This is a genomic window from Synergistaceae bacterium (assembly GCA_017443945.1).
Taxonomy (GTDB): domain Bacteria; phylum Synergistota; class Synergistia; order Synergistales; family Aminobacteriaceae; genus JAFUXM01.
In genome coordinates this window covers 1-24,170 of record JAFSXS010000112.1, presented here as the reverse complement: position 1 = coordinate 24,170, position 24,170 = coordinate 1, and the positions used below count along the sequence as shown (strand labels likewise).

Sequence of the window (24,170 nt, the reverse complement as noted above, 5' to 3'; positions counted from 1 at the left end):
AGGAGCAAAAAATTATGTTGGTATTCTGCAAAGATAAAATTTTAGTGAACGGCAATAATTATAATTTCAGCGATGAATACATAAATTCTCACTCAGGCATTGAAATAATTAACGACTCCCGAAAATTTCCGGCAATGTGGCAAAGTATAACGGCTTGGATAGATTCTAGCGAGATAAATTTATATCCTGACGAGAAATTAATAAATCTGCGCGAATTATATCATTTAGGAGGCTTTGAGGCGTTTACTTGTGCTGCGGGTGCGTGGGAGTTCGCAAACTGGTTTAGAAACGTAAAAATTTGCTCGTTCTGCGGTGAAAAATTGTCTCCTAGTGCAAACGATTTTGGGAGAGTTTGTCCGTCCTGCAAAAGAGTCTTTTATGCGCCTCAATCGCCTGCTGTAATAGTAGCTGTTGAACGTGAAAATAAATTATTGCTTGCACACAATAAAGCGTGGCCAAGTGATAGAGTGAGTATAATTGCGGGATTTGTTGAACCTGGCGAGTCTCTTGAGAATGCTGTAACGCGTGAGATTCGTGAGGAAGTCGGAATTGAGGTCAAGCACATAAAATATTTTGGCTCACAGACTTGGCCTTTTCCAAATAGTTTAATGCTGGGTTTTACTGCTGAATACGAGTCAGGCAATTTACATCCGGACGGCGCAGAAATTGAGTCAGCAGGCTTTTATACGCGCGAAGAAATTAATAATATGAACATTCCCGATAAAGCGAGCATTGCAAGAAAGTTAATAGATAATTTTATCGCGACTCATTAATATAAGTGCGTGGAATAAACTTTAAACGGGTGGGTGGGTGGGTCGCTGCTAATTCTTCGCGTGGAATATCCCCTCTGCTTTAGGTCGTCAATTAAATATTTTGTAGTTCTCGAATATAAACCAGTCTGGAGTCTTTAAGCCGTTAAGCTCAATAAATTCATTTACTCGTGCGGGAACTTCCGAAAATAAATCAGTCGGGCGTGTATCAAATAATCCTGCATTCCCGAAAGCCAGCACCCATTTTGACAACGCAAGGCCAGTGATATACGGCGAATAAGCTAAGTCAGAGAGTCCGGAATCTAATCGCGCTAAATCAATGCTTATAACTGGTACATATTCGCGAAAAAGTTTGTGCCAGTCAGAAAAATTTTTTATGTTCAAGTTCGACGGCGCGATTAAAATATTTTCGTCAATTCCTATTGCAGGGAGCAAAATACTTTCAAACGGTGCATTATGGCCGGAATAAAGCCATTCACACGCGGACGATTCACCCTCCGGCAAATTTTCATATAACAAATTATGTGCAAGACGCGCTAAAAGTTTAAGACTCTGGGATCTGTCTGCACCGAGCAAAACAATTTTTCGTGAGTATTTCAGCGAATCAAGTGCAAAGAAGCGCGATTTAAATTCTCGTTCCATCATTGAAGTTATAAGCGAGTTAATCAGGCTTGAAGGCTTAGAGTCGTTAAATGCTCCCTCACTGACTGAATAATTTTGCGTTATTGATGGTAAATTCTGCTTGGCTGATAAAATTTTCTGCAAGTTCTCGCTAACGTCCTGCAAGCGCCATTTTGACGAACCTGTTAAATTATTTTGTTCGAGTGCGGAATTTATGACTCTTGCTGTTCGTTCTGTCCTTAGTATTAAAGCGCGGGCAAATGCATTTTTTCTCAATGGTGCGAGATAATTAATAACTTCTTCAACATTTGAGTCAATCCATTCGGGCGATTTCTTGTCATAAAATTTTTCGAGCGCAGTTTTTGCAGATACAGGAACAACGTCAACATCGAGACCAGCAAATTTTTTCATGCCGGTTTGTAATGCTTTAACGTCAGAAATTATTTTATCGTGAGCAGATTTTATAACTCTTCCGGCTTCAGAGTCTTGGCGTTCAAGATCTATTTGCGAGAGAACGAATATAATTTTTTCATTGAGGGTCATAATTATCCGCAAAAATTCATAATCGGCAGCTTTGAGTCTTGCGCGTATGGGAGTAACGTAAATGATATAATCCAATTCAGGCAAAATATTTCGAAGTGCAGCACCTCCGGAACTTGCAAGCGCGTCAAATCCTGGAGTATCGACAAAGCAAAGCCCTTCAGGAATCAACGCACCCGGAATAATTATTTCGATTCTTGCTATGCCTGCGCGGTTTGATGGATTAAAATTTTCGCTCGCAATATTTCGCATAAATGACGCTGTTAATTTTCTGCTGGGTATAAGTTCGACTCGTCCGTCCTGATAAAAAATTTTTGCGCTCCTTGACTCGCCTTCTCTGCAAATAATCGGAATATTTGTTGTTGCCCGCGTTTGTTCGGGTATTAATTTCTCGCCTAAAAGCGCATTGATGAAACTTGATTTTCCGCTGCTAGTGAGTCCAGTTATCCCGATTGTTAAAGCCGACTCATTTAATGAACGTCTCAAAGCTGTTAATTGATTATTGCCGGTTAAGACGTTGAGAGCAGAATTTATATTTTTCTCTAGTTCAGAGCGTATAAAATTTTCTTGAGCGTCGGAGCTTGATAATTGCAAAATTGCCGGACTCGCTGAAAAGATTCGCCGTTGAATTTCCCGTCTGAGTCTCATATTTTCCTGCTGTAAATCTTCTATTGCGCTTATGTCGTTAAGAGTCATCACACCTTGAACGCGTACAGCTTCTAAAATTTTGACTCGTCCGTTATTGTCAGTGCATTCGATTTTGTCGCCTTCGTTGGAGTTCTCAAGCCACGCACTTAACGCGAGAGTCTCCCGGCCAAATAATTTTATGGGGCTGTTGTCTGAATTTCTCTGAATGAAAGCGTCGAGTCTGAATGCGCGATAAAAGCCGTCTCCGCAATATAAATTTCTTACGAGCGATAAAAAATTTTCATGTCCGTTAATGAATTTCTCGAATCTTGAAATTTGCGCGTGATTCTTTGGGTGGCAAAGTTCGAACCATTGATCTAAAGTTTTAGGGCAGGTGTTATTATTGAGTCTCATAATTTGCAGAAGCTCATTAGAGAAATATATTTCTCTTGACGGAAAAATAACGGTTAATTCCGGCAAATAAGGAGAATTTATAAAATTTTCGCGTTCCCATTCAGAAATATTTTGCATTGGCTGCCCTCGACTATAATAAATTTTCGCGTAAATAATATCATAGAGTTAATTTTGTCATATGGGGGGAATCTATAAAATTTCTTGCGCGGGTATTAGAAATATTTTGCATTGACTGTCCTCGAATATAATAAATTTTTCACATAAATAATATCATAGAGTTAATTTCGTCATATGAGGAGAATCTATAAAATTTCTTGCGCGGGCATTAGAAATATTTTGCATTGGCTGCCCTCGACTATAATAAATTTTCGCGTAAATAATATCATAGAGTTAATTTCGTCATATGAGGGGAATCTATAAAATTTCTTGCGCGGGCATTAGAAATATTTTGCATTGGCTGCCCTCGACTATAATAAATTTTTCACATAAATAATATCATAGAGTTAATTTTGTCATATGGGGGGAATCTATAAAATTTCTTGCGCGGGTATTAGAAATATTTTGCATTGACTGTCCTCGAATATATAAATTTTCACATAAATAATATCATAGAGTTAATTTCGTCATATGAGGGGAATCTATAAAATTTCTTGCGCGGGCATTAGAAATATTTTGCATTGACTGTCCTCGACTATAATAAATTTTTCACATAAATAATATCACATTGCCGTCCTGTTATCCCTCACCCTCACAACCCAAAGAGTGAGTCAAAAGATTCTGCATATTGTAAATTTTTGTATATAATTTCACGAGTAAGTATCTATAAATTTTAGGAAGTGTTGAAATTTGGCTAATTTAAAATGGGGTGGCGTTAACTGTCTCGAACTCGCAAATAAATTCGGTACTCCTTTATACGTCTTTGACTCCGGAATAATCAAAGCACGCTGCAAGGAACTTCGCGAAACTTTTATAGACCGCTGGGAAAATGTGAGAGTCCGTTACGCAAGCAAAGCATTCTTGACACGTTCAATGGCAAAATTAATCGAGCTTGAGGGACTTGGCCTCGATGTTGTCTCATTGGGTGAATTATATACGGCCTTGAGCGCAAATTTTCCCCCTGAAAGAATCGAAATGAACGGCAACGCAAAGAGTCACGAAGAAATTTCTTTATGTGTCAAATCTGGAGTAGGCCGCATAATAGTTGACCATCCAGACGAATTAAGCATAATCGAGCATTACGCAAAAGAATACGGGCGCGTTCAGAAAATTTTAATCCGCGTTGCACCAGGAGTCGACGCTCACACTCACGCATATATCGCAACAGGCCAGACGGGAAGCAAATTCGGTTTTCCTCTTGACGGCGATATGCTCACCGACGCAATTAAATACGCAATGAACAGCAAATATATAAATCTTAGGGGACTTCATTTTCACGTAGGGTCGCAATTATTTGAAGTCGACGATTATTTGAAATCTCTTGACGTAATTATAAATCTCATGAAAAATTTGCAGGACTCAATAAATTTTACGACTCATGAACTAAATATCGGCGGAGGCTTCGGAGCTGTCATTAATCCCGCAATACCCGCTATGAAATCAGAATTTTACACGGACAAAATTATGAATCTTCTGCACGAAAAATGTAAATTATATAATCTCGAAATCCCCCGCACAGTAATCGAGCCCGGCCGCTGGATAATTTCTGAGTCCGGGATAACTCTTTATCAGGTCGAGAACGTAAAAATTTTAGACGGACTCACTTATATTGCAGTAAACGGAGGAATGGCCGATAATCCGAGATACGCGCTTTATCAGGCAGAATATAACGCAGTCAGAGTGAAAGATTTTGACTCCCCGGCAAGTTATAAAGACTCTCAGGTCTCAATTGTCGGAAAATGCTGCGAGTCCGGCGATATTTTAATCGAGAATGCAAAGATTCAGGAAGTCAAAGCGGGCGACATTATTGCACTTTACAACACGGGCGCATATACCTTCAGCATGTCGAGCACATATAATAAATTACAGCGTCCTGCGGTTGTGTTCGTCGAGAATGGGAACGCAAAATTAATTGTCGAACGTCAGACTCTCGAAGATATTACGCGGGGGGATCTGCTCATAAATTAATAATTGCTGCTAAATTTTCCGATAAATTATGCAGGATATTATTTCATGACAGGAGGTTAAATTTTTATGGCATCTATGAGCATTTCGGGTGTAGTTTCCGGGATGGACTGGGACAGCATGATAGACTCAATAATCGAATCAGCCGCAGAGCCCGCGCAGGTTCAAGTCAACAAGAAAACTAATTTAACCCGCAAAAAAAGTTTGTTCGAAGAAATGAAGGTCATGGTGCAGGGTATACAAAACTCTATGACTTCATTAAAATTGCCATCGACCTATAACGCTAAAGAAATCGAAATTGAACGCCTTGACTCGAACGCTTCATATAAGGGCGTATTAACAGCAACAGTAAACGCAGATGCAGAAGTCAGCGTACATGAATTAGAAGTCCAGCAAATTGCACGCGCTCAGACAAATAGATCAAGTCAAATAACAAGTTCAACATTAGGCGGCGCAGGAGTTACGGACTCGACTCTATATATTTCGGCAGCAGGACAGAAAATCGGCGTTGATGTTTATTCGACAGATACGCTTCAATCTCTGAAATCGCGAATCAATAACACGTTAAAGACTCTTGACACACCCATTAATGTTACTGCTTATGTGTCAGATAATAAATTACTTTTGCGCAGTGATTACACCGGCACGGGCGAGACTTCCGTTGAAGAGACAATCTCTTACAGCTTAAACGGGTATAATAAATTATCTGATATTCTCGTCGATGAAGGCAACGAAAGCAGTTTATCAATAAGCGGCTACACTCAGGGCACTGATTATGTAGTAGTTAATACTCCTGAAGGCAGCGAAATAAGATGGAACTTGTACGAGGACACCGACGAAGTAAAGCTCGGCGATAGTATTTCTGCGACATATACATTTGGGGCGGGAGACGTTTTTGACTCGTCCGTAATGGATATAAGCGCGACTAAAGGTTCAAGCACTGAAAGCACAAAAAGTGTATCGAGTCTGCTGGGATTTACTCCGAAATATTATGAGAATCTCAAGATAAAAGATTCTAACGGTGCAATTTACACTTACGGCAAGGACTTTACTATTAATGACAGCGGCGCAGTTGAATGGCTGCAATCTGAGACTATATCAAAGAAACCTTCAGGAACTTACACGGTAAATTATCCCGGAGCAGTGCTGAAATCAACTAATACAGTAACTGTAGGCACAAACACAAGCGGCACAATTGTAAGAGATGTAAACATGACAAGCAACGGATTTTACACTTATGCAGAGCTTAACGAAAAATATAATGAGCTTTACGGCACGGATATTCCTACAGTTGATTTTACTCACAGCAACGGAACTACTTATACATATCTTAATCCTTCTGAAGGTTTTAACATTGACGGCTATGAATATGGCAAGGATTACGTTCTAAGAAAGGGCGGAAATGATATTTTAATCACATGGTCAGGCCATAGCATAGCAACACTTTACGCAAATAATCAGGGAATCGACATAAGCGACGCAAAATATGCAGCTATCGGAGATACTTATAATCTTGAGTTTGTCGCAGATTTAACAGCAACAGGCGACGAAAGCACAGACATATCGACTCTTTTAGGGACTTCTGTAGACTCGAGCGATTATGCAAATCTTGTTATCACTGACGAGGACGGCACAAATTACACTTACGGCGAAGACTTCACTATCAATAGCAGCGGTGTAATTGAGTGGCTCGGTACTGTTTCATATCCAGACGCAGTAAACCCCGCCGACGGTACAGAATATTCATTTATTTACACGAGCGCAAAGCCCATTACAGCAAGTGTAACAAGTTCGCAGTTAATAAGCGGTGATTCTTACTTTCTTTATTTAAATGCGGACGATCAAGCCAACCCAAGAGGTTTAAGCTACTCTCAATTTCTCAGCGACATTGGCGGCACTCTTACTGCTGACTCTGTAAAGCAAAATTTAACCGTCTCAAGCACCGATTCAAGCGGCAATACAACTACATACACATATGGAACAGATTTCATGATTGATAACAGAGGCGCGGGCTATCCTTCTATAAGATGGCTTAGTTCAAATCATCCGGAATCTTTTGACGTAACTTTTACCGGCCATACTTCAGGCGTTGACAGCGGCGGAGAGACTCTAAAATTTGATGTTGAACGTTCATACACTGATGATATATTATCGTCTTCAAGTGATGACATACCATATTACTCGAAATTTTCAGGCGGTACTACAACAATCACTCAAGGCGGAAAAACTTATTATGAAGGCGTTGACTTTGAAGTCGTAGAACTCGATGATAATGACGACACAACAACTAACCGCGCACAAATTCAATGGCTCACTGATACGGGCTATGAATGGTATCTGCCTCAGTCCGGGCAAAATTCGCGCTACACAATAAATTTAACTGACTCAGACGGCACGACTCACTCTTATTCAGGCATTAGAGATTATCAAGATACACTTGACATGCGCGACTACGGTTTTACGAGCGTCAACGGTGCAATCACGTCCGTAACTTATCAGGGCAGCAGCACTCATACTTATGACTTAACTAGCACGACAACTGACTCAGACGGCGACACACCATCGCAAAATATGCAGGACGAAATCGGGACTCGTTACAGCGAAGGCACTAACGGAGGCGTAAAAGTCTTTAATTTCGACTGGGTAACACCGGAAAGAACTGCTAACTCTTTACCCGAAAGCAACGCTCAATTAACAGTCAGTTACGGCTACGATGCTAACACTTTTGAATTAAGCGACTCAAACGATAATAGCTTATTGAAGGCTTTGGGCTTCCTAAATTCAAGCGGGGAATACGACGACGACAATTACACAGCCGCCCAGAATGCAAAAATAGTTCTCGACGGGACAAATACTATTGAGCGTTCATCAAATTATATCGGCTCATCCTACGAAAACGAAATCGACGAGCTTAAGGGCGTAACTTTGACTCTAAAAGGTGTCGGCACTGTATCGCTTGATATTGCACATGACGCAGAGAAAGCAGTCGAGTCGATTCAAACATTTGTTGACGGCTACAATGATTTAATGACTTGGATGAATACGAGAATGACAGAGAGTCAAGTCGACGAGGACACAGCAGCAACAGTTGACTCCGACGATTTCAGAATGAGATGGGGACTCTTGCACGGAAACGCTTTATTACGTCAGACGAAGAGTCAAATGCGTAATATAGTCGCGCAAAATTTCACGTTCTCATTCACCCAGCGTGTAAGCTCTGAAGAAATTTACGGGACAATGGCTCATAACGGATTGAAAGCTGACTCGACTCTAAGACTTAGAATCGGCACAAAATATGTTGATGTACCTGTTTATACAACTGACACGATAAGCGACATAGCAGCCCGAATCAATGACCCTGACAATTACGCAATGAGAGCAATTTTTTACGACGATGACGGGAATTTATTAGAGCAGCCGTTAATCAAAGCTAATGTCGAGAATGACGTGTTAGCAATTAATTCAACTTCTGAAGACGAAATAACAATGTCAGGCACAGCAGCAATGAACGCCCTTAAAATGAATTACACCTACAAAGGCATTTATCAGCTTGGAATCTCGACAACTTCAACCGATTACGGCAAAAGCGGCGAACTTGAATTTGACACAAGTAAATTTATGGAAGCTCTTGAAGATAACCCGACAGAGACTCAAAATTTGATGATGAAATTTGCTGCTGAGATGGACACGTGGCTAAAATCAATGCTGACAACTTCTGCGAGCGGAGAAACAAAAGGCACATTAACGCGCCAAATCGACGACATTCAGACACAAATTGACTCAATTAATGAATATCTCGAAAACTATCAAGAAAGACTCGATCGCATGGAAGAGTCATTACGTTCAAAGTATGCAGCAGCCGAAGACAGAATCGCCCAATTATCGCAGAAAGCAAGTTCAATAGCAGCAATCTTGAATCAGCTTAACGGCACAAGCTCAAGTTCTAGCAGCAGTTCATCAAGTTCATAAAAAAATTTTTCGGCAGGTCTTGACTCGTTCAGGGCTTGCCATTTATTTATATAAATCTTCCAGCAAATTTTTCACTGATTCAATATCTCCGCACTTAATTATATGAGAGTCTTCACGCTTTATAGTTTCCGGCGAACCTCCCGAATCATAAGTAATAACAGGTGTCCCGCACGACTCGGCCTCAAGATTTACAGTCGGATAATTTTCTTCTCTGCTGGGGTTAAAGAATATGTCTGACTCAGTATAAATATTTGCAAGCTCGATTTGATTATTTGTGCGCGGGATTGCGATAATATTTGCGGGTAAATTTTTTATTTGCGAAGGCTTTAACCCTACGAGGACAATTGCAAATTTTTTCGCGTCAAGGATTTCAGCAAGTTTTATGAAGTCATCGAGTCCCTTGCGTTTTTCCCATATGCTTGCGACTCCCAGAATAATTTTTTTGTCCTGCAAATTATATTTTTCCCGGAAATTTCCCGGCGCAGGCTTGAAAATATTTCTATCAATCGTGTTATATCTGACTTCGACGGGGTAATCACGCAGAAAACTTTTTTTGACGAGTCCGGCCAGCCACTTTGAGGGTGTTATAATCGTTAAATCTTTGACTCCAGTGAATAAAATTTTTTTGTCAGCGAAATTTTTACGACTCGAATCTACAAAACTTGCAGGATAAGAATTTTTTTGCGGGCAATTTTCACAATGAGTCATCCATTTATCGCAAGCTGCCATAGTAAAATATGCACAATGACCCGTAAAGCTCCAGCAGTCGTGAAGAGTCCAGAAAATTTTTAGATCTTCGCGCGCCTTAATCCAGTTAAATAACAGCTCGATATTTATATAATAGCCGTGAATGTTATGCAGCCATAAAATATTTGGATTGAATTTATCAGCCCATTTCAGAAAATTTTTTGTCGCATTAGTCGAGTAAAAGCCGTGCCTGTCTGTCAAGCGCGTCATTAATGCATGAAAATATAAATCTGATTTACTGCCGATCTTGACCGCAAATTTTTTGAATCTTTCCGGTACATAATCGCTGCGGCCATAAGCAATTTTTACGTTATGACCTTCACGCGCGTAATTTTCTGCAAGTTCGCCTGTTATTTTGCCGGTGCTGCCAGTTCCGCAGACTGAGTTAATAAATAGTACGTTCATAAAAATTTATTGCCTCTTTTATCATTTTGCATATTATAGTCAACGAAAATTATAGCAAAAAAACGTGTCCCCTTTTCACAGAGAACACGCTTTGAAATTTTTTATTGTTATTATGCTTTATTCGTAATCGATTTGATTTCTGCGGTCAACGTACACTCTTGAGACTCTTGCAAGCGGTATATTGTGCCATTCGTGCCAGCGTCCTGCGTAATAGAGCCTCAAGTCCCAGTGTGATGAATTTCTTCTGTATCGATTGACGTTATTAAACGTTATTCGAGAGTGATAGCCATTTCTTAAACGTCCCGGCGTAATCGTGTCAAGATCTGGATCCCATTCATCGTTACCGCTCGGACTTGCCATCATTCGTGTAATGTTGTAGCCCGTATTGTTATACAGCGTGAAATTGAGATTATACGCTGCTGCCGTTGAAGCTGCCACTACCACTAAGAGTACTGCGAGAATAAATCTTTTCATTGTACGATACCTCCGAGTTATAAAAATTTTGCTGTGTAAAAAATTTTCGCACGTTACTGTGATGTTTTTGCGGAGATTAATTTATTCACGAAAATTTATATTTGCGTTGATTATAGCATGTTTATTAAAATCGTTGTGGGGAGAATCGCTTAATTATTGTTATGAAAAAATTTGCTGACTCATAATTATTATTTTATCACTCGCAAATGAGTCAATTATCACAAAAAATTTCTCTGTCTTGAATGGCTGCAAAAACTTTTGTAAGGCGTTATCATTTCTTGAGACAATACGGGCAATTAATTAATAAAAATTTGCTGACTCGTAATTATTATTTTATCGCACGTAAATTAATTGATTATCACAAAAAATTTCTCTGTTAAACTATGTGAACGCTAAAAAATTTCAAAGTTTTTGTATTGGTAAATGTATTAGTAAAAACTCTTTCCCGCCGGATAAAATATTTTTGTGGAATTTATGCGCAGATAATTATATAGCAAAAGTAAAATTTTATATACTAATCCCGATAAGCACATCAAAGTTTTTACAGTTATTCAATAAAGTCTTTCGGAAACATGCATTTATAACTACGGGGGGGGAGGAAGAGCGCGAGAAAAAACGGGTTTTAGGGGTTTTGTCTCACACACATACAACAAATTTTTTGTAAATATTCAAGTTTTTAGCTCAACAAAAATATTTTGTAATAGTTTTCCGAAATTGTTTAATAATTCACAATGCACACAAGCAAAAATTTTTGTAGACATTCAAGCATATTTACTATATCACGCCATATTAAGTGTATAATTACAAATAAGATGGTTGTGGCGTCGACCATTGGAGGAGAACTCGTAAGACCTGAGCAATCAGGCAAGGTTTGAGGATACCAGAATCTCCCGACTTCAGTCGTGGGGAGTACGTCAAAGCAAGTTAATTGAGAGGAAAAATTTTATCGTGCAAAATATAATAACTCAATGTGAAAATTGGCTTCGTGAACAAGTCAGCAAGGCCGGTGCAAATGGAATAATTCTAGGACTTTCCGGCGGGATTGACTCTTCTGTTCTCGCAGCTATTGGCCGTAAAGCTCTGGGAAAATCCGGAGTCTTTGGTGTCATTATGCCGTGTCATAGCATTGACGAAGACGAGGCCGACGCAAGATTATTAGCAGAAAAATTTGATATTTCGTTCAAGCTCGTAAATCTTTCGGGAGTCTATGATTCGATTCTTGACTCTCTCGGCGAAGAAATTACTACTCTCGCTAAATCAAATCTCAAAGCGCGCTTAAGAATGGTAACTTTATATGCACTGGGACAAACTAAAAATTTTCTCGTCTGCGGAACAAGCAATAAATCAGAATATGAAACAGGCTACTTCACGAAATATGGAGATTCGGGCGTTGACTTGATGCCGCTCGCAAATTTCTTGAAGCGTGATATACGGGAAATCGCAAAAATTTTGAACGTTCCGGAGAAAATTATTAACAAGGCACCCAGCGCAGGACTCTATCAGGGTCAGACGGACGAGTCAGACATGGGATTTACTTACGAGATTTTAGACGAATATTTATCATCAGGAAATATCAGCGATTCTAAAGCACGTGAAAGAATCGACGTAATGAGAAGACGCAGCGAACACAAACGCCAGCCGATTCCAATTTTCAAATTTTAGTAGGAGTGATTTAACTTGTCAGGACATTCAAAATGGGCAAATATTAAGCACCGTAAAGCAGCTCAGGACGCAAAAAGGGGAAATTTATTCCAGAAATTAGTACGCGCAATCATTATCGCAGCTAAAGACGGAGGCGGCGACCCTGCTATGAACATGCGCCTCAAGACAGCTATCGAACGCGCTAAGGCCGTCAGTGTTCCAAATGATAATATAACTCGTGCAATTAAACGCGGTACAGGCGAACTCGGCGACATAACTTACGATGAATTAACTTACGAGGCTTACGGGCCTTCAGGAATCGCAGTACTTGTCAACGTCATGACAGATAACAGAAATAGAACGACTCCCGAAATCCGCGCTCTATTAGCACGTAACGGCGGTCAAATGGGCGAGTCTGGTTCAGTTGCGTGGATGTTCGACCGCAAAGGAGTTATCGAGGTTAAAGGCGAAGGACTCGACGAGGACGCTTTAATGACTGTAGGACTTGACTCCGGCATGTCGGACATGGAAGCAAGCGAAGAAGGTTTTACACTTTATTGTGAGCCCGGTGATTTGGACGCATTGCAGAAAACTCTTGAGGATAATAAATACGTCGTTGACAGTGCAGAAGTCTCAATGATCGCAAAGACTCCCGTTGAAATTTCTGATCCTGAGGCAGCACGAAAAATTTTGCGGCTCGTTGATGCTCTCGAAGAACATGACGACGTTCAGAATGTTTACTCAAATTTTGATATTCCTGATGAAGTAGCTTCACAGATTGAGGAAGATTAATTTTTGCGCGTTTGTCTTGGAATTGATCCGGGGTTAGCTAGAGTCGGTTACGGAGCTGTGAGTCAGTCAGGCTCAACCCTGCAGGCACTCAATTACGGCTGTATCGAAACTAGCCCCGACATGAAATTTAGTAATAGGCTCCTGAAAATTTATGATTCACTTCGGGAGCAAATTTTGTTGTGTAAACCTGATTTTCTCTCGGTTGAACGTTTATTTTTCGGGCGCAACACAACGACGGCGGAATTTGTTTATCAAGCGCGGGGGATAATTATTTTACTCGCAGCACAAAATAATTTGCCAGTCTTCGAACCTAAGCCCAACCAGATAAAATTGACTCTTTGCGGGACGGGGACAGCTGATAAATCGCAGGTTCAGAAAATGATACAACGATTCTTAGCACTTGATGAGATTCCCAAGCCCGACGACACAGCAGACGCACTCGCCGCAGCAGTTACAGGACTCGCAATGGAGAAATTTTCATGATTCGTTCATTAACCGGCCAAGTTCTTGATATTTTGGGAAATATAATAATTCTTGACGTAAACGGAATCGGCTTTGAGATTCTTTGTTCGCGTTCAATTTTGAGTCAGTCAAAAACGGGTGAAAATTTGCGTGTGATAACTTCATTGCAGATTTCAGAATCGGGAGCAGTTATTTACGGGTTCAGCTCTGAACGTGAACGGGAATTTTTTACGCGGTTGACAAGCGTTAAAGGAGTCGGAGGCCGCACAGGTATAGCGATTTTGTCTGAATTATCGCTTGATGAAGTTGTTCGTGCTGTATCGTCTGCTGATGTGAACGCCTTTACAAGAGTCCCCGGAATTGGCCGTAAAACTGCTGAAAGACTCTGTTTTGAATTAAAGAATGTTGCTGCGTTAAAAGTTATGGGCGGCGATGAAAATATTTCAAGTGAGCAAAAGTCTTCAGGTCATGCAGACTCAGTTATTGACGCGCTATTATCACTTGGATTCACACGTTCGGACGCGGGCGGGGTCGTTAATTTACTGCGGGCTGCTCACGGAGAAAATTTTAACTCATTGAGCGAAGAAGATTTATTACGACTCGCATTAAGGGAGCTTCACAAATAATGACTGATAGAATCTTTGACACGCCCAGAAATCAGGAAGATTTAACGATTAGGCCGAAATATTTAGCTGATTTTATCGGTCAGGAAAAATTACGCGAGAAATTACAGATTTACATATCAGCAGCTAAGGGACGTAATGAGCCTCTCGACCATATTTTATTTTACGGCCCTCCTGGACTTGGAAAAACGACTCTGGCCGGAATAATCGCGCAGGAAATGGGCGGACAATTACGCACGACAACAGGTCCCGCACTTGAACGCGCCGGAGACTTGGCCGCAATTGTTTCAAATATTGAGCGCAACGACGTTTTATTTATTGACGAGATTCACCGAATGCCCGCACAGGTTGAGGAAATTTTATATCCCGCAATGGAAGATTTTACGCTTCATATAGTTGTAGGTAAGGGCCCCATGGCGCGCACAATAGCTCTTAACCTGCCGAAATTCACACTTTGCGGAGCTACGACGAGATTAGGACTCTTGACTTCACCTTTACGCGCGAGATTTGGAATCGTTGAGCAGTTAGCTTTATACACTGATGAAGAATTGACGAGAATAATTTTGCGTGCTGCTGATGTCTTGAACGTAAAAATTTCACCTGATGCCGGACTCGAAATTGCAAAACGTTCGCGGGGTACACCCAGAATCGCATTAAGACTCCTGCGTCGTGTTCGTGATGTTGCCAGCGTTTTATCAGGTGCAGGGACGGAAGTAAGTCAAGAAATTGCAATTCGCGCTATGAATATGCTTGACGTTGACTCAGAAGGTCTTGACGAGGGCGACAGGAGAATTTTGCGCACTATAATAGATTTATTTAACGGGGGCCCGGTCGGACTAGGCACTATAGCGGCGGCAATTAATGAAGACTCGCAGACGATTGAAGATATTTACGAGCCTTATTTGATTCAAAAAGGTTTAATCGAGCGCACACCCAGAGGCCGTAAAGCAACAAAGAACGCATATTTATATTTAGGCCGTGAGTACAGAGAAGACGATTTATTATTATTTTGACGGGAGATGATTTAATTTTCATGAATTTATTTCGACGTATAAATTTATTTGTTATTGTGTTAATAATTGCTTTGAGTGCGAAAGAGTCATTTGCGCGCGATATTTACGTGAGACTCTCGACTGCTAAAAAATTTTCAATCGGGATAACTGACGGAAATTTAATAATGACAGATCCAGAGGGGCGAATCTCGAATTTAGGCGGCTCTGCAAATATTTCTGTGTCGGGTCAAAACGTGATAATCGGCGGTTATTCGTTCCCAATGCCCGTAAGAATCACAGGTACAGGCTTTCTCAAGTTCAACGGGAAAAATTATCGGGGAGCTTTCCTCATCACACAGCGTGCGGGATTATTGAACGTTCTTGACATCGAGCAATATTTATACGGTGTTCTGCCTGCTGAAGTCGGAGCAAACTGGCACATGGAGGCATTAAGGACTCAGGCAATTTGCGCGCGTACATATGCACTCAAACAAAGTATGAATCGTGCTGATAAAGGCTATGACGTAGTAGACACTGACTCAGATCAAGTCTATAAAGGCGCAGGAGTCGAGACCGCAAAAACGAATCAAGCAGTAAACTCTACAGCAGGATTAGTGCTCACATATGGCAATGAATTAGCGGCAACTTATTTTCACTCGGACAGCGGCGGACACACTGCAAATGTTGCGGACGTATGGGGGCAGAATGACAAACCCTATTTGTGCGGAGTGCCTGAAGTTGTGAATTATAAATCTCCCGTTTCTGTGTGGAATGCAAGATTTTCGGCCGAAAAAATTCAAGCAGCAGTAACAAAAGCTACAGGAACAAATATCGGCAAGATTACAGAAATTCAAGTTTCAGACGTTGACGAGGGCGGGCGCGCTATTATGATGACATTTATCGGCAGCAGAGGCAGCAAAACTATTAGAGCAGCGCAATTCAGACTCGCATTAGACCCTAGAACGCTGAAAAGTACAATGCTTACACCTTCGGGAGGTTCATTCAACGTAACTAATACGACGACACCGAGCGGACTCGTAACGACTCAGAGAAATAATCAATCAAGCAGCAATCTTAATTTCGATCAGGAGCAGGCAATCGCAAAAATGACAGCTGAAGGGGTCTTCACGACAACAGAATTAATTGACATGCTCTCGAACCCAAGCAAACAGAAAGATTATTACGAAATCGGACTCGGCAGAACTTCACGCAATAAGCCTGCAAATAAACCCGCAAATAATCCCCCTCAACGCATGAACAAATACGGTTATTCGATCGAGAAGCGCGGAAATGAATTTATTTTTTACGGACGAGGCTGGGGACATGGAGTCGGGCTTTGTCAATGGGGATCTATGGCAATGGCTGAACAAGGTTACAAGGGCGAGCAGATTTTAGCGCACTATTATCCGGGAACGAACGTAAGACGAATTAAATGACTAATATTTATGATTTAAGCTCGTACAATTATAATTTACCGCCCGAAAGAATCGCTCAATTTCCTGCAAGTCCCCGTGATTCGTCGAGGTTGCTTGTATGGAACGTAAAGAAAGATTCAATCCTGACAGATAAATATTTTCGGGACATAATAAATTTTTTGACTCCTGATGATTTGTTAGTGCTCAATGATACGCGCGTTATTCCTGCGAGATTGAATGCTTTTCGCGAAAGCGGCGGCAAATGCGAGCTTCTGTTATTAAAAAATTTGGACGCAGATTTTATCACGTGGGAGGCCCTTGTTAAACCAGCTAGAAAACTTCACGAGGGCGCGCAGGTCAGACTCAATGACTCAACAATTAATATAATCGCCGACAAGTCCGAAGGAGTCAGAGTCATAAAATTTAATTTCTCGAATCGTGATGAAGTCATGAAATTTCTTGATGAAGCCGGAAAAATGCCCCTTCCTCCATATATAAAGAATGATGACGAGTCAAACATGCGCGAGTCATATCAGACAGTTTTTGCGAAAAATGACGGTTCAGCAGCAGCACCGACAGCGAGTTTACATTTTACTCCGGAATTATTAGCGCGAATCAAGTCTAATGGCGTAAAAATTGCGTATTTGACTCTTCATGTAGGACTCGGAACGTTCAGGCCGGTAAAGACTCAAGATATAAGAGATCATAATATTCATTCTGAACGCTGCGAAATTTCACAAGAGACAGCGCAAATTATAAACGATTGCAAGACTAAAGGCGGGCGGGTGATTGCTTGCGGAACGACGGCGGCTCGGACGTTAGAGTCATTTGCTGACGAGAACGGGAAAATTAAACCGGGCATTCTTGACACGAAATTATTTATTTATCCCGGCTATAAATTCAAGATAGTTGACGCTCTAATCACAAATTTTCACTTGCCCGAAAGCTCGTTAATAATGCTTGTGTCGTCATTTGCCGGAAATTTGGCCGGGGCACTCTCGCAGGAAGACAACGAAAAAATTTTATCGCGCCTTATAAATATTTATGAACTTGCAATAAAAGAAGGCTGGCGGTTTTTCTCGTTCGGGGACGCTATGTTTATCACGTAATTTGCAATATTGACGTGTAAAAATTTTGCGTTTATGATTTTCCCGTTCACATATTTATATTACGGGGAAGATGAATAATTATGCACTTAATTACAAGTCATTTGAATACAGATTTTGACTCACTCGCAAGCATGTTCGCTATACAGAAATTATATCCTGATGCCGTTATTTGTCCGCCCGGTTCAATGAATCGCAAAGTAAAAGAATTTCTCTCAAAGCAGGGTCATCAATGGGCAGCAAAAATTTTAAAGCCTAAGAAAATCCCCCTCGATGAAGTTACGTTAATGATAGTTGTAGATACAAGATCACGCGCGCGAATCGGTTCATTTGCAGCACTCGCAGGCCGTCAAGATGTCGCAGTCCACGTTTATGACCATCACCCCGCGACTCAAGACGATATACCCGCAGAAGAATTTATTTACGAGCCAATCGGAGCAGCTACAACTATGATTCTTGAGCATTTGTTGAACGAACGCAAAGAAATTACTCCCGATGAAGCTACTTTATTTGCTTATGGAATTTATGATGACACAGGCGCGTTGACTTATGAGACAACAACAGACCGCGATATAGCTGCAATTAGTTATTTGCGGGAACTCGGCGCGGATTTGTCCGGGATTCTTGCGCAGGTCGAGTCAGAAATGTCCGCCGACGATAGAAAATTACTCGATACAATGTCAGAGAACGCACGAGAAATTTATATCAACGGCGCAAAAGTTTTTCTCACATGGGCAGAGACTCAAGAATACGTTACAGGGTTGTCCATTTTCGTGAATAAGCTGAAGGAATATTGCGACTCACACGTTACTATTGCAGTTGTGAACAATGGCGGCAAAAAAATTAACATCATCGCACGAAGCGTACAAGGTTTCTTGAACGTCAAAGAATTTCTCGCACCCTATGGAGGCAGCGGCCATTATCAGGCAGGAAGCGCAACTCTTTCTGACTCAGCAAAGACTCCGCAGGAAATTTTACAGGAAATCGAGTCAAGACTCCCCGCTGAAATTCCAAATCGCATAAAAGTTGATGACATAATGACTTCTCCCGTTATCGCCGTTAATCCTGACGCAAGAGTCGACGAAGGTTATAGAACCATGTTACGATTCGGGATGAAATCTCTTCCCGTTGCTGACTCAAATGGTGAAGTCGTCGGAATGATGACCCGCAAAGATTTAGACAAAGCACACTTACACGGCCTCGACCGCGCAAAAATTTCGGATTTCATGACTCAAGGGATCATAAGCCTTAGATCTGAAGCATCAATAGAAGAAGCTCACAGAATGATGGCTACTTACGGTTTCGAGAAAATGCCCGTGCTTGATTCAAATGGGAAATTAGTCGGGACTCTCTCTCGTGCTGATTTATTAAAAGCGTTATATCATTCGGGTACTCTCTCAGATGAAGACACGTCAAGGGATTCAAGCGGCTTTTTATGGGTCGAAAATGTTGCCCACTTAATGGAAGAAGCATTCAGCTTGAAGACTCTTTCACTTTTACGGCGCGTAGGTGCAAAGGCTCACGAACTCGGCATGAAAGCATATTTAGTCGGCGGAACTGTGCGGGATATTTTAATGGGCGTTCATAATGTCGATATTGATATTTCAGTAGAGGGCGACGCAGAAAAACTTGTTACTTCATGGGATGAACCGGGCTGCAAAACTGCTCTTCACGGACGCTATAAAACAGGTACGATTACATTTCCAGACGGTGAAAAAGTTGATGTTGCAACAGCAAGACGCGAATTTTACGAGTACGCAGCAGCAACCCCGATTGTAGAAAGTGATTCGCTGAAACAAGATTTAGGCCGCAGAGATTTCACGGTTAATGCAATGTCTATTTCACTAAGCGAAGACGACTGGGGGACATTGACCGATAATTATGGAGGACGCGCAGACCTGAAAGATAAATTGTTGCGGATACTTCATAATTTGAGCTTTGTTGAAGACCCGTCAAGAGTTTTGCGCGGAATAAGGCTCGAACAGCGTTTAAATATGTCATTCGAGGATAATACTTTGAGACTGCTTAAGAGTGCTGTTAAAGGCGGTTTGCTTGAGTGCTTGTCTACAACGAGGGTGCGCGCTGAACTTGAGTTAATCTCTAAAGAGTCATGCTTCAGAAAAATTGCGGTCAGAATGCGCGATTTAGGCGTATGGGAGTCATTATTCCCCGGCGTTTATGTCGGCATAGGCACATCGAGGCGGCTCGCGATAATGGAACACTTCATGAATCAAGTAAAGCGGCACGGTATAGACTTTAAGGGCATGAAATGGCTTGTAGGAATGGCCGTTATTCTCACTGACTCAAAACCTGAAGTAAGATTTTCAGCAATGGACAGAATGAATCTGAATCCCAACGAACGAGACCAGCTCACAAAATGTTTCCTGCAATGGCCTAATGTCGAAAAGTTTTGCGCAAATAGAAAGACTCTCAAGAACTCCGACGCATATTTATTCTTCAAGGGTTATGACCCTGTACCGTTAGTTTATTGGCTGACGTGCTTAAAATCTCCTGAAGCAAGGCGCATTATAATTGAGCACATGGAATTATGGATGACCTACAAAGGCAGATTAACGGGCGCTGACCTTCAGAAATTCGGGCTCAAAGGTAAAGAAATTGGCGAAATGTTAGCAAATATAAAACTTGCAATAATTGACCGCGAAATAAAGTCTCTGGAGGACGAAATTAATTTTGTCAAAAGGAGTGATTTACTTGTCAAGAGTCTTTAAGTGCAAAACTTGCGGGGCTGAATTAGATTTTGATGACGATAACGAGATTGTGCAGTGTCCTTATTGCGGAACGAGGCAGAGTCTTTTACCGGAAAATGAAGACGAACAGCGCAGAAAAATTGACGCACTCTTAAAACGTGTATTTATTTTGCTTGAGGACGAAGAATTTAAGAAGGCTGATAAATACTGTGAAAGAGTCTTAGATATTGACCCAGAAAACGCGCTTGCATACTTGGGGAAATTAATGGCCGAGAAAAAAGTTTGTTATCGTAAAGACTTGGCCTCGTGTGAAGATAATTTCTATGGCAGCAATAATTATTATAGACTCATGTTATACGCCGACGATGATTTAATATCTGAGATCGAAAGCTATAAATCAGAAATCGACTCACGCCGCGAGAAAAAACGAGTCGAGAAAATTTATAATAGCGCATTAGACATGATGAAATTTGCAAGGACTGAAAATTTGTTGAGGTCTGCTGCTGATAGTTTTATGTCGATAAAGGATTATAAGGACTCTTACTCACTCGCGCAGGAATGCACTAACAGAGCCGATAAAATGAAACGTGAAAGCGAAAAATTTGCAGAAGAACAGCGAATCGAACGGAAAAAAGCAAAAATTAAAGCACTAGAGCAGGCCAAGACTCAAGAATTTAACGAGATTATCAACAAAATTATCTTGTTATTATTCGCGATTGGTTTTGCTGCACTGGTATACTTTACGTCGAAATAATTATAAAGGAGAGATTTATATATGAATCGTAAAATTTTTTATGCACTCTTTATATTTATTATTATCACTCTCGGCGGCTGCGGGGGAAGTTCCAGCAATTTCGCAGCTGATGACGAATATAATTATGAAGAAATCCCGAATGCAGAGACTTATATTGCTGACGATGAAATGCAAAATGTAGACCAAACTGCTATGGCCAAACTTTTAGAAGAACTCGAAGCAGACGGCACAATGGAAAAAGTTAATGCACGCGGCTATTTTGAAGCATTTATCGAAGACGGCCAAGCATGGACAAGTTTATTAAATGAATTTGTGTCTGCTGATAAAGCATTTGAATTATTTTCACGCGATCTCAAGCCCCATTATGACAAAGGCTCCGTAATAGCTATTCTCAGCCCTAACGATGAAGGAATTAATATTTTACTTGAGGCTCTCGGCGAAGAATCAAATTTTTCATTGCCCGAATCTCATGATGAATTAGAAATGTTTGCTATAGTGCGTGCGTCGGACAGCTCCGGAAAATCGCATTTGTTCACGTATAATATCCCTCAGCGCAGAGATTTTGAATACGAACTCGGAAAAATTGAAATTATAAGCCCTGACTCAAGCATACAATCAAGCGACAAATTAAATTCTTATGATGTCAAACCATACGCCGGCACAACTTCACAGGATATACAGCAAATACAAACTGAATATCAGGTCGAGCGCTGGCGAGATTTTTATAAATGGTGTGCGTACGGTATTGATGAATCACTGAATCAGGCTTCATCGGCTCGGCAAGATTAAGCGCAATAACCCGCGATGAATTTTCTACACTGGCAGCAGGTCATAATCAGTTAATAACGTTCGATTACTGCAACACCTTCAAGCCCTTTAGCAACACAAGCTACAACAGAACTATATCACGCAAAAATAGAATTATTTATCACGTTTATTCTTGTCATTCATTCAGTAAGGGGTCAGATTATTATCTTGTGCGCGCGACTTTAACGACTGAACCGGGATTTAAATTCGACGAAATTGTGAGAAATTACGACAAAGGCGATCCTCCCATTTATACGCAATATAACGCCGGTTTTACTCATTATATTATCAACAGCGCATATATTGAAGGCGTGAAAAGCGATGATATGTCAAAAGTTTTGTTAATCGCCAATCTTCCGCGTGATTCTATCCCAAAGAATACAACTCTAACACAGTCAATGGGCTGGACTGCCGGCGATAAAGTCGGTGTAAGTCTCTCAGGTACAGGGTCGTCAATTAATGCGGACATTTCTAACAGCGTTTCACACAATGAGAGCATTTCTTATGTTACTCAAAGCTGGACACTTCAGAATTTATGCAGTATTTCAAATCCCAGTTTCCGCGCGCTTTTCGATACTGAATACAACAAGGGCGACACAAAATATCACAGCTATCACTGGTACGGCGACCAAGACGGCTGGCAAAATCTCATAGTCAACAACGATAATAAATCGCGAATTGATTTCACTGTCGAATGGGTCAGGGAGGTCAAGAAAGAATTTTGGCAGAATAACACTATCAGAATCAAAGCTAATCCCGTAATCGGTGAACGTTTTGCATATGGCTGGGGTAAATTATGGCCTGGATCATTTTTCGGGAATGTTCGCGAAATCAACGGCCAAGCACGCACTATCGAAGTAAAACCGCAGGAAGGCTGCATTATACCGCTTACTCCTCCGCACATTTATGCAAGCAAACGCAGCTTTAACGCAAAACCGGCCGGCGAGACTTTGAGCTTTAATTGATTGTGTAATGCAGACTGGACGGTCTCAAGCGATGTGGACTGGTGCAAACTCGCAACTACAAGCGGAACAGATACGGGCGAAATCGAGAATTTGATATTATTCAATGTCGAACAGCACCCGGATGCAGGTGATGAAGATTTTAACGTTCGTACAGCATATATCACAGTTCAGGAAGTCAGAGCAGGCAATAAAACGGGCGATAAAATTATTATTGAAGTTCAGCAGGCTAATAAATTAGGAAGTCTTACAATGAGAACAATTTTTACGGCAATATTTATTATGTTAGTTGCAACATCAGCGTTTGCAGGAGAAGTGAAATATATTGAAGCTCCTAAATTTGACGGACAGATTTATTTATACGACAACCCCGACAAATCAGACGTAGATTTTGAACAATGGTACGAGATCGAGGGACGCGGGCAATTTGTGCGAAATGTCAAAGTTCCGGCTATGATTCCATATTTGCCAAAACCGGAAAACGCAAACGGAGCAGCTATTATTATCGCACCTGGAGGGGCATTCCTTCATCACACTTTCGGCAGCGGAGGTTATGAGGCCGCAGAATTTTTCAGGGGTCAGGGCTTTGCTGTGTTCATCGTGTTGAAATTACCCCTCGTGATGAATCTGACTATCAATCATATGTAGCTGAAAAAATGGCCGGTTATATCGCAGGAGGCAAGAGCGGAAATTATGCGCCCGCTACACCTGATTACGCCTTTGAAGATATTAACGCCGCTGTAAAATTATTACGTACACGAGCAAAAGAATTTAACATTAAGCCCGACAAAATCGGAATAGTCGGTTTCTCTGCCGGTGCTTTAATGGCCGTCTACAATGCAGAGAGCGCGCCGGATGAGTGCAAAGCTGATTTTATTGCTTCGATTTATGGTCAATTAGTTTTGCGTGATATGCCCGATAAATTACCGCCGATGTTTTGTGCGATGTCGTCAGATGATGAGCTTTCCGGCCAGAGCGGTTTTGAAGTGATTCAGGCTTGGCAGAAACGCGGAATTGTTGAGCTTCATTTATACGGTAAGGGCGGACATAATTTCGGGATGGGGCACGAGCCGTTTACAAATTATTTGTGGCCGACAGAATTTCTTGCGTGGCTGAGAATGTTAAATATTATAAATTTTCCCGCTAACGAGGCAAGAATCAAATTAAATAATGGTCTCAACATGCCGCAATTTGGACTCGGTACTTTCCGTTCAAGTGTC

General features: G+C 41.2%; 19 protein-coding genes. 16 read left to right on the top strand and 3 right to left on the bottom strand.

The genetic code is table 11. From position 1 onward, the window contains the following. Positions 1-14: 14 nt before the first annotated feature. Positions 15-773: an NAD(+) diphosphatase gene (gene nudC, locus IJT21_11555; protein ID MBQ7578887.1), complete on the top strand. Its 759-nt coding sequence runs from the start codon at positions 15-17 to the stop codon at positions 771-773. Positions 774-860: 87 nt separating this feature from the next. Here nudC and IJT21_11550 read toward each other — a convergent pair whose 3' ends face one another. Beyond that, positions 861-3,089, bottom strand: a complete 2,229-nt coding sequence (locus IJT21_11550) for a dynamin family protein (protein MBQ7578886.1) — start codon at positions 3,087-3,089, stop codon at positions 861-863. Between the two features lie 729 nt (positions 3,090-3,818). On the opposite strand from IJT21_11550, the gene lysA reads away from it, so the two are divergent. Next, positions 3,819-5,096: a diaminopimelate decarboxylase gene (lysA, locus tag IJT21_11545; protein MBQ7578885.1), complete on the top strand. Its 1,278-nt coding sequence runs from the start codon at positions 3,819-3,821 to the stop codon at positions 5,094-5,096. A 66-nt stretch (positions 5,097-5,162) separates the two neighbouring features. Continuing rightward, positions 5,163-9,062 (top strand): flagellar filament capping protein FliD, encoded by a 3,900-nt coding sequence (gene fliD, locus IJT21_11540; protein ID MBQ7578884.1) that lies wholly within the window; start codon positions 5,163-5,165, stop codon positions 9,060-9,062. Between the two features lie 42 nt (positions 9,063-9,104). Here the strand turns inward: fliD and IJT21_11535 are convergent, their stop codons facing one another. Both IJT21_11535 and IJT21_11530 read right to left on the bottom strand, forming a co-directional pair. After that, the gene (locus tag IJT21_11535) at positions 9,105-10,214 is read right to left on the bottom strand and encodes a glycosyltransferase (protein ID MBQ7578883.1); all 1,110 of its coding nucleotides are present in this window, start codon (positions 10,212-10,214) and stop codon (positions 9,105-9,107) included. A gap of 117 nt (positions 10,215-10,331) precedes the next feature. Then, complete coding sequence (locus IJT21_11530; protein MBQ7578882.1) at positions 10,332-10,688, bottom strand: hypothetical protein; 357 nt, start codon at positions 10,686-10,688, stop codon at positions 10,332-10,334. Positions 10,689-11,633: 945 nt separating this feature from the next. On the opposite strand from IJT21_11530, the gene nadE reads away from it, so the two are divergent. The 13 genes from nadE to IJT21_11465 all read left to right on the top strand — a co-directional run. Then, the gene (gene nadE / locus IJT21_11525) at positions 11,634-12,350 is read left to right on the top strand and encodes an NAD(+) synthase (GenBank protein ID MBQ7578881.1); all 717 of its coding nucleotides are present in this window, start codon (positions 11,634-11,636) and stop codon (positions 12,348-12,350) included. Positions 12,351-12,365: 15 nt separating this feature from the next. Further along, positions 12,366-13,121: a YebC/PmpR family DNA-binding transcriptional regulator gene (locus IJT21_11520; GenBank protein ID MBQ7578880.1), complete on the top strand. Its 756-nt coding sequence runs from the start codon at positions 12,366-12,368 to the stop codon at positions 13,119-13,121. 3 nt (positions 13,122-13,124) lie between these two features. Then, the gene (gene ruvC, locus IJT21_11515; GenBank protein MBQ7578879.1) at positions 13,125-13,604 is read left to right on the top strand and encodes a crossover junction endodeoxyribonuclease RuvC; all 480 of its coding nucleotides are present in this window, start codon (positions 13,125-13,127) and stop codon (positions 13,602-13,604) included. Continuing rightward, a complete protein-coding gene (ruvA, locus tag IJT21_11510) occupies positions 13,601-14,209 on the top strand; it encodes a Holliday junction branch migration protein RuvA (GenBank protein ID MBQ7578878.1) in 609 nt (202 codons plus the stop codon). The genes ruvC and ruvA overlap by 4 nt, the downstream gene beginning before the upstream one ends. Further along, positions 14,209-15,219: a Holliday junction branch migration DNA helicase RuvB gene (gene ruvB / locus IJT21_11505; GenBank protein MBQ7578877.1), complete on the top strand. Its 1,011-nt coding sequence runs from the start codon at positions 14,209-14,211 to the stop codon at positions 15,217-15,219. Before ruvA ends, ruvB begins: the two co-directional genes overlap by 1 nt. Before the next feature lie 20 nt (positions 15,220-15,239). Continuing rightward, positions 15,240-16,634: a SpoIID/LytB domain-containing protein gene (locus IJT21_11500; protein ID MBQ7578876.1), complete on the top strand. Its 1,395-nt coding sequence runs from the start codon at positions 15,240-15,242 to the stop codon at positions 16,632-16,634. Further along, a complete protein-coding gene (gene queA, locus IJT21_11495; protein MBQ7578875.1) occupies positions 16,631-17,722 on the top strand; it encodes a tRNA preQ1(34) S-adenosylmethionine ribosyltransferase-isomerase QueA in 1,092 nt (363 codons plus the stop codon). The genes IJT21_11500 and queA overlap by 4 nt, the downstream gene beginning before the upstream one ends. Before the next feature lie 80 nt (positions 17,723-17,802). Continuing rightward, a complete protein-coding gene (locus IJT21_11490) occupies positions 17,803-20,448 on the top strand; it encodes a CBS domain-containing protein (protein ID MBQ7578874.1) in 2,646 nt (881 codons plus the stop codon). After that, positions 20,411-21,181 (top strand): hypothetical protein, encoded by a 771-nt coding sequence (locus tag IJT21_11485; protein ID MBQ7578873.1) that lies wholly within the window; start codon positions 20,411-20,413, stop codon positions 21,179-21,181. The genes IJT21_11490 and IJT21_11485 overlap by 38 nt, the downstream gene beginning before the upstream one ends. A 21-nt stretch (positions 21,182-21,202) precedes the next feature. Then, entirely contained in the window at positions 21,203-21,970 is a 768-nt protein-coding gene (locus IJT21_11480) for a hypothetical protein (protein MBQ7578872.1), read from the top strand. A gap of 188 nt (positions 21,971-22,158) precedes the next feature. Further along, complete coding sequence (locus tag IJT21_11475) at positions 22,159-22,953, top strand: leukocidin family pore-forming toxin (GenBank protein MBQ7578871.1); 795 nt, start codon at positions 22,159-22,161, stop codon at positions 22,951-22,953. A 33-nt stretch (positions 22,954-22,986) separates the two neighbouring features. After that, entirely contained in the window at positions 22,987-23,598 is a 612-nt protein-coding gene (locus IJT21_11470; protein MBQ7578870.1) for a hypothetical protein, read from the top strand. A gap of 8 nt (positions 23,599-23,606) precedes the next feature. Then, the coding region (locus IJT21_11465) for an alpha/beta hydrolase fold domain-containing protein (GenBank protein MBQ7578869.1) at positions 23,607-24,170 on the top strand (564 nt) is incomplete at its 3' end.

Coding starts and splice junctions, on each gene's coding strand:
- nudC (MBQ7578887.1), top strand. CDS start 15: ATGTTGGTATTCTGCAAAGATAAAATTTTAGTGAACGGCAATAATTAT.
- IJT21_11535 (MBQ7578883.1), bottom strand. CDS start 10,214: ATGAACGTACTATTTATTAACTCAGTCTGCGGAACTGGCAGCACCGGC.
- IJT21_11550 (MBQ7578886.1), bottom strand. CDS start 3,089: ATGCAAAATATTTCTGAATGGGAACGCGAAAATTTTATAAATTCTCCT.
- IJT21_11530 (MBQ7578882.1), bottom strand. CDS start 10,688: ATGAAAAGATTTATTCTCGCAGTACTCTTAGTGGTAGTGGCAGCTTCA.
- IJT21_11500 (MBQ7578876.1), top strand. CDS start 15,240: ATGAATTTATTTCGACGTATAAATTTATTTGTTATTGTGTTAATAATT.
- ruvA (MBQ7578878.1), top strand. CDS start 13,601: ATGATTCGTTCATTAACCGGCCAAGTTCTTGATATTTTGGGAAATATA.
- IJT21_11480 (MBQ7578872.1), top strand. CDS start 21,203: ATGAATCGTAAAATTTTTTATGCACTCTTTATATTTATTATTATCACT.
- ruvB (MBQ7578877.1), top strand. CDS start 14,209: ATGACTGATAGAATCTTTGACACGCCCAGAAATCAGGAAGATTTAACG.
- IJT21_11490 (MBQ7578874.1), top strand. CDS start 17,803: ATGCACTTAATTACAAGTCATTTGAATACAGATTTTGACTCACTCGCA.
- queA (MBQ7578875.1), top strand. CDS start 16,631: ATGACTAATATTTATGATTTAAGCTCGTACAATTATAATTTACCGCCC.
- fliD (MBQ7578884.1), top strand. CDS start 5,163: ATGGCATCTATGAGCATTTCGGGTGTAGTTTCCGGGATGGACTGGGAC.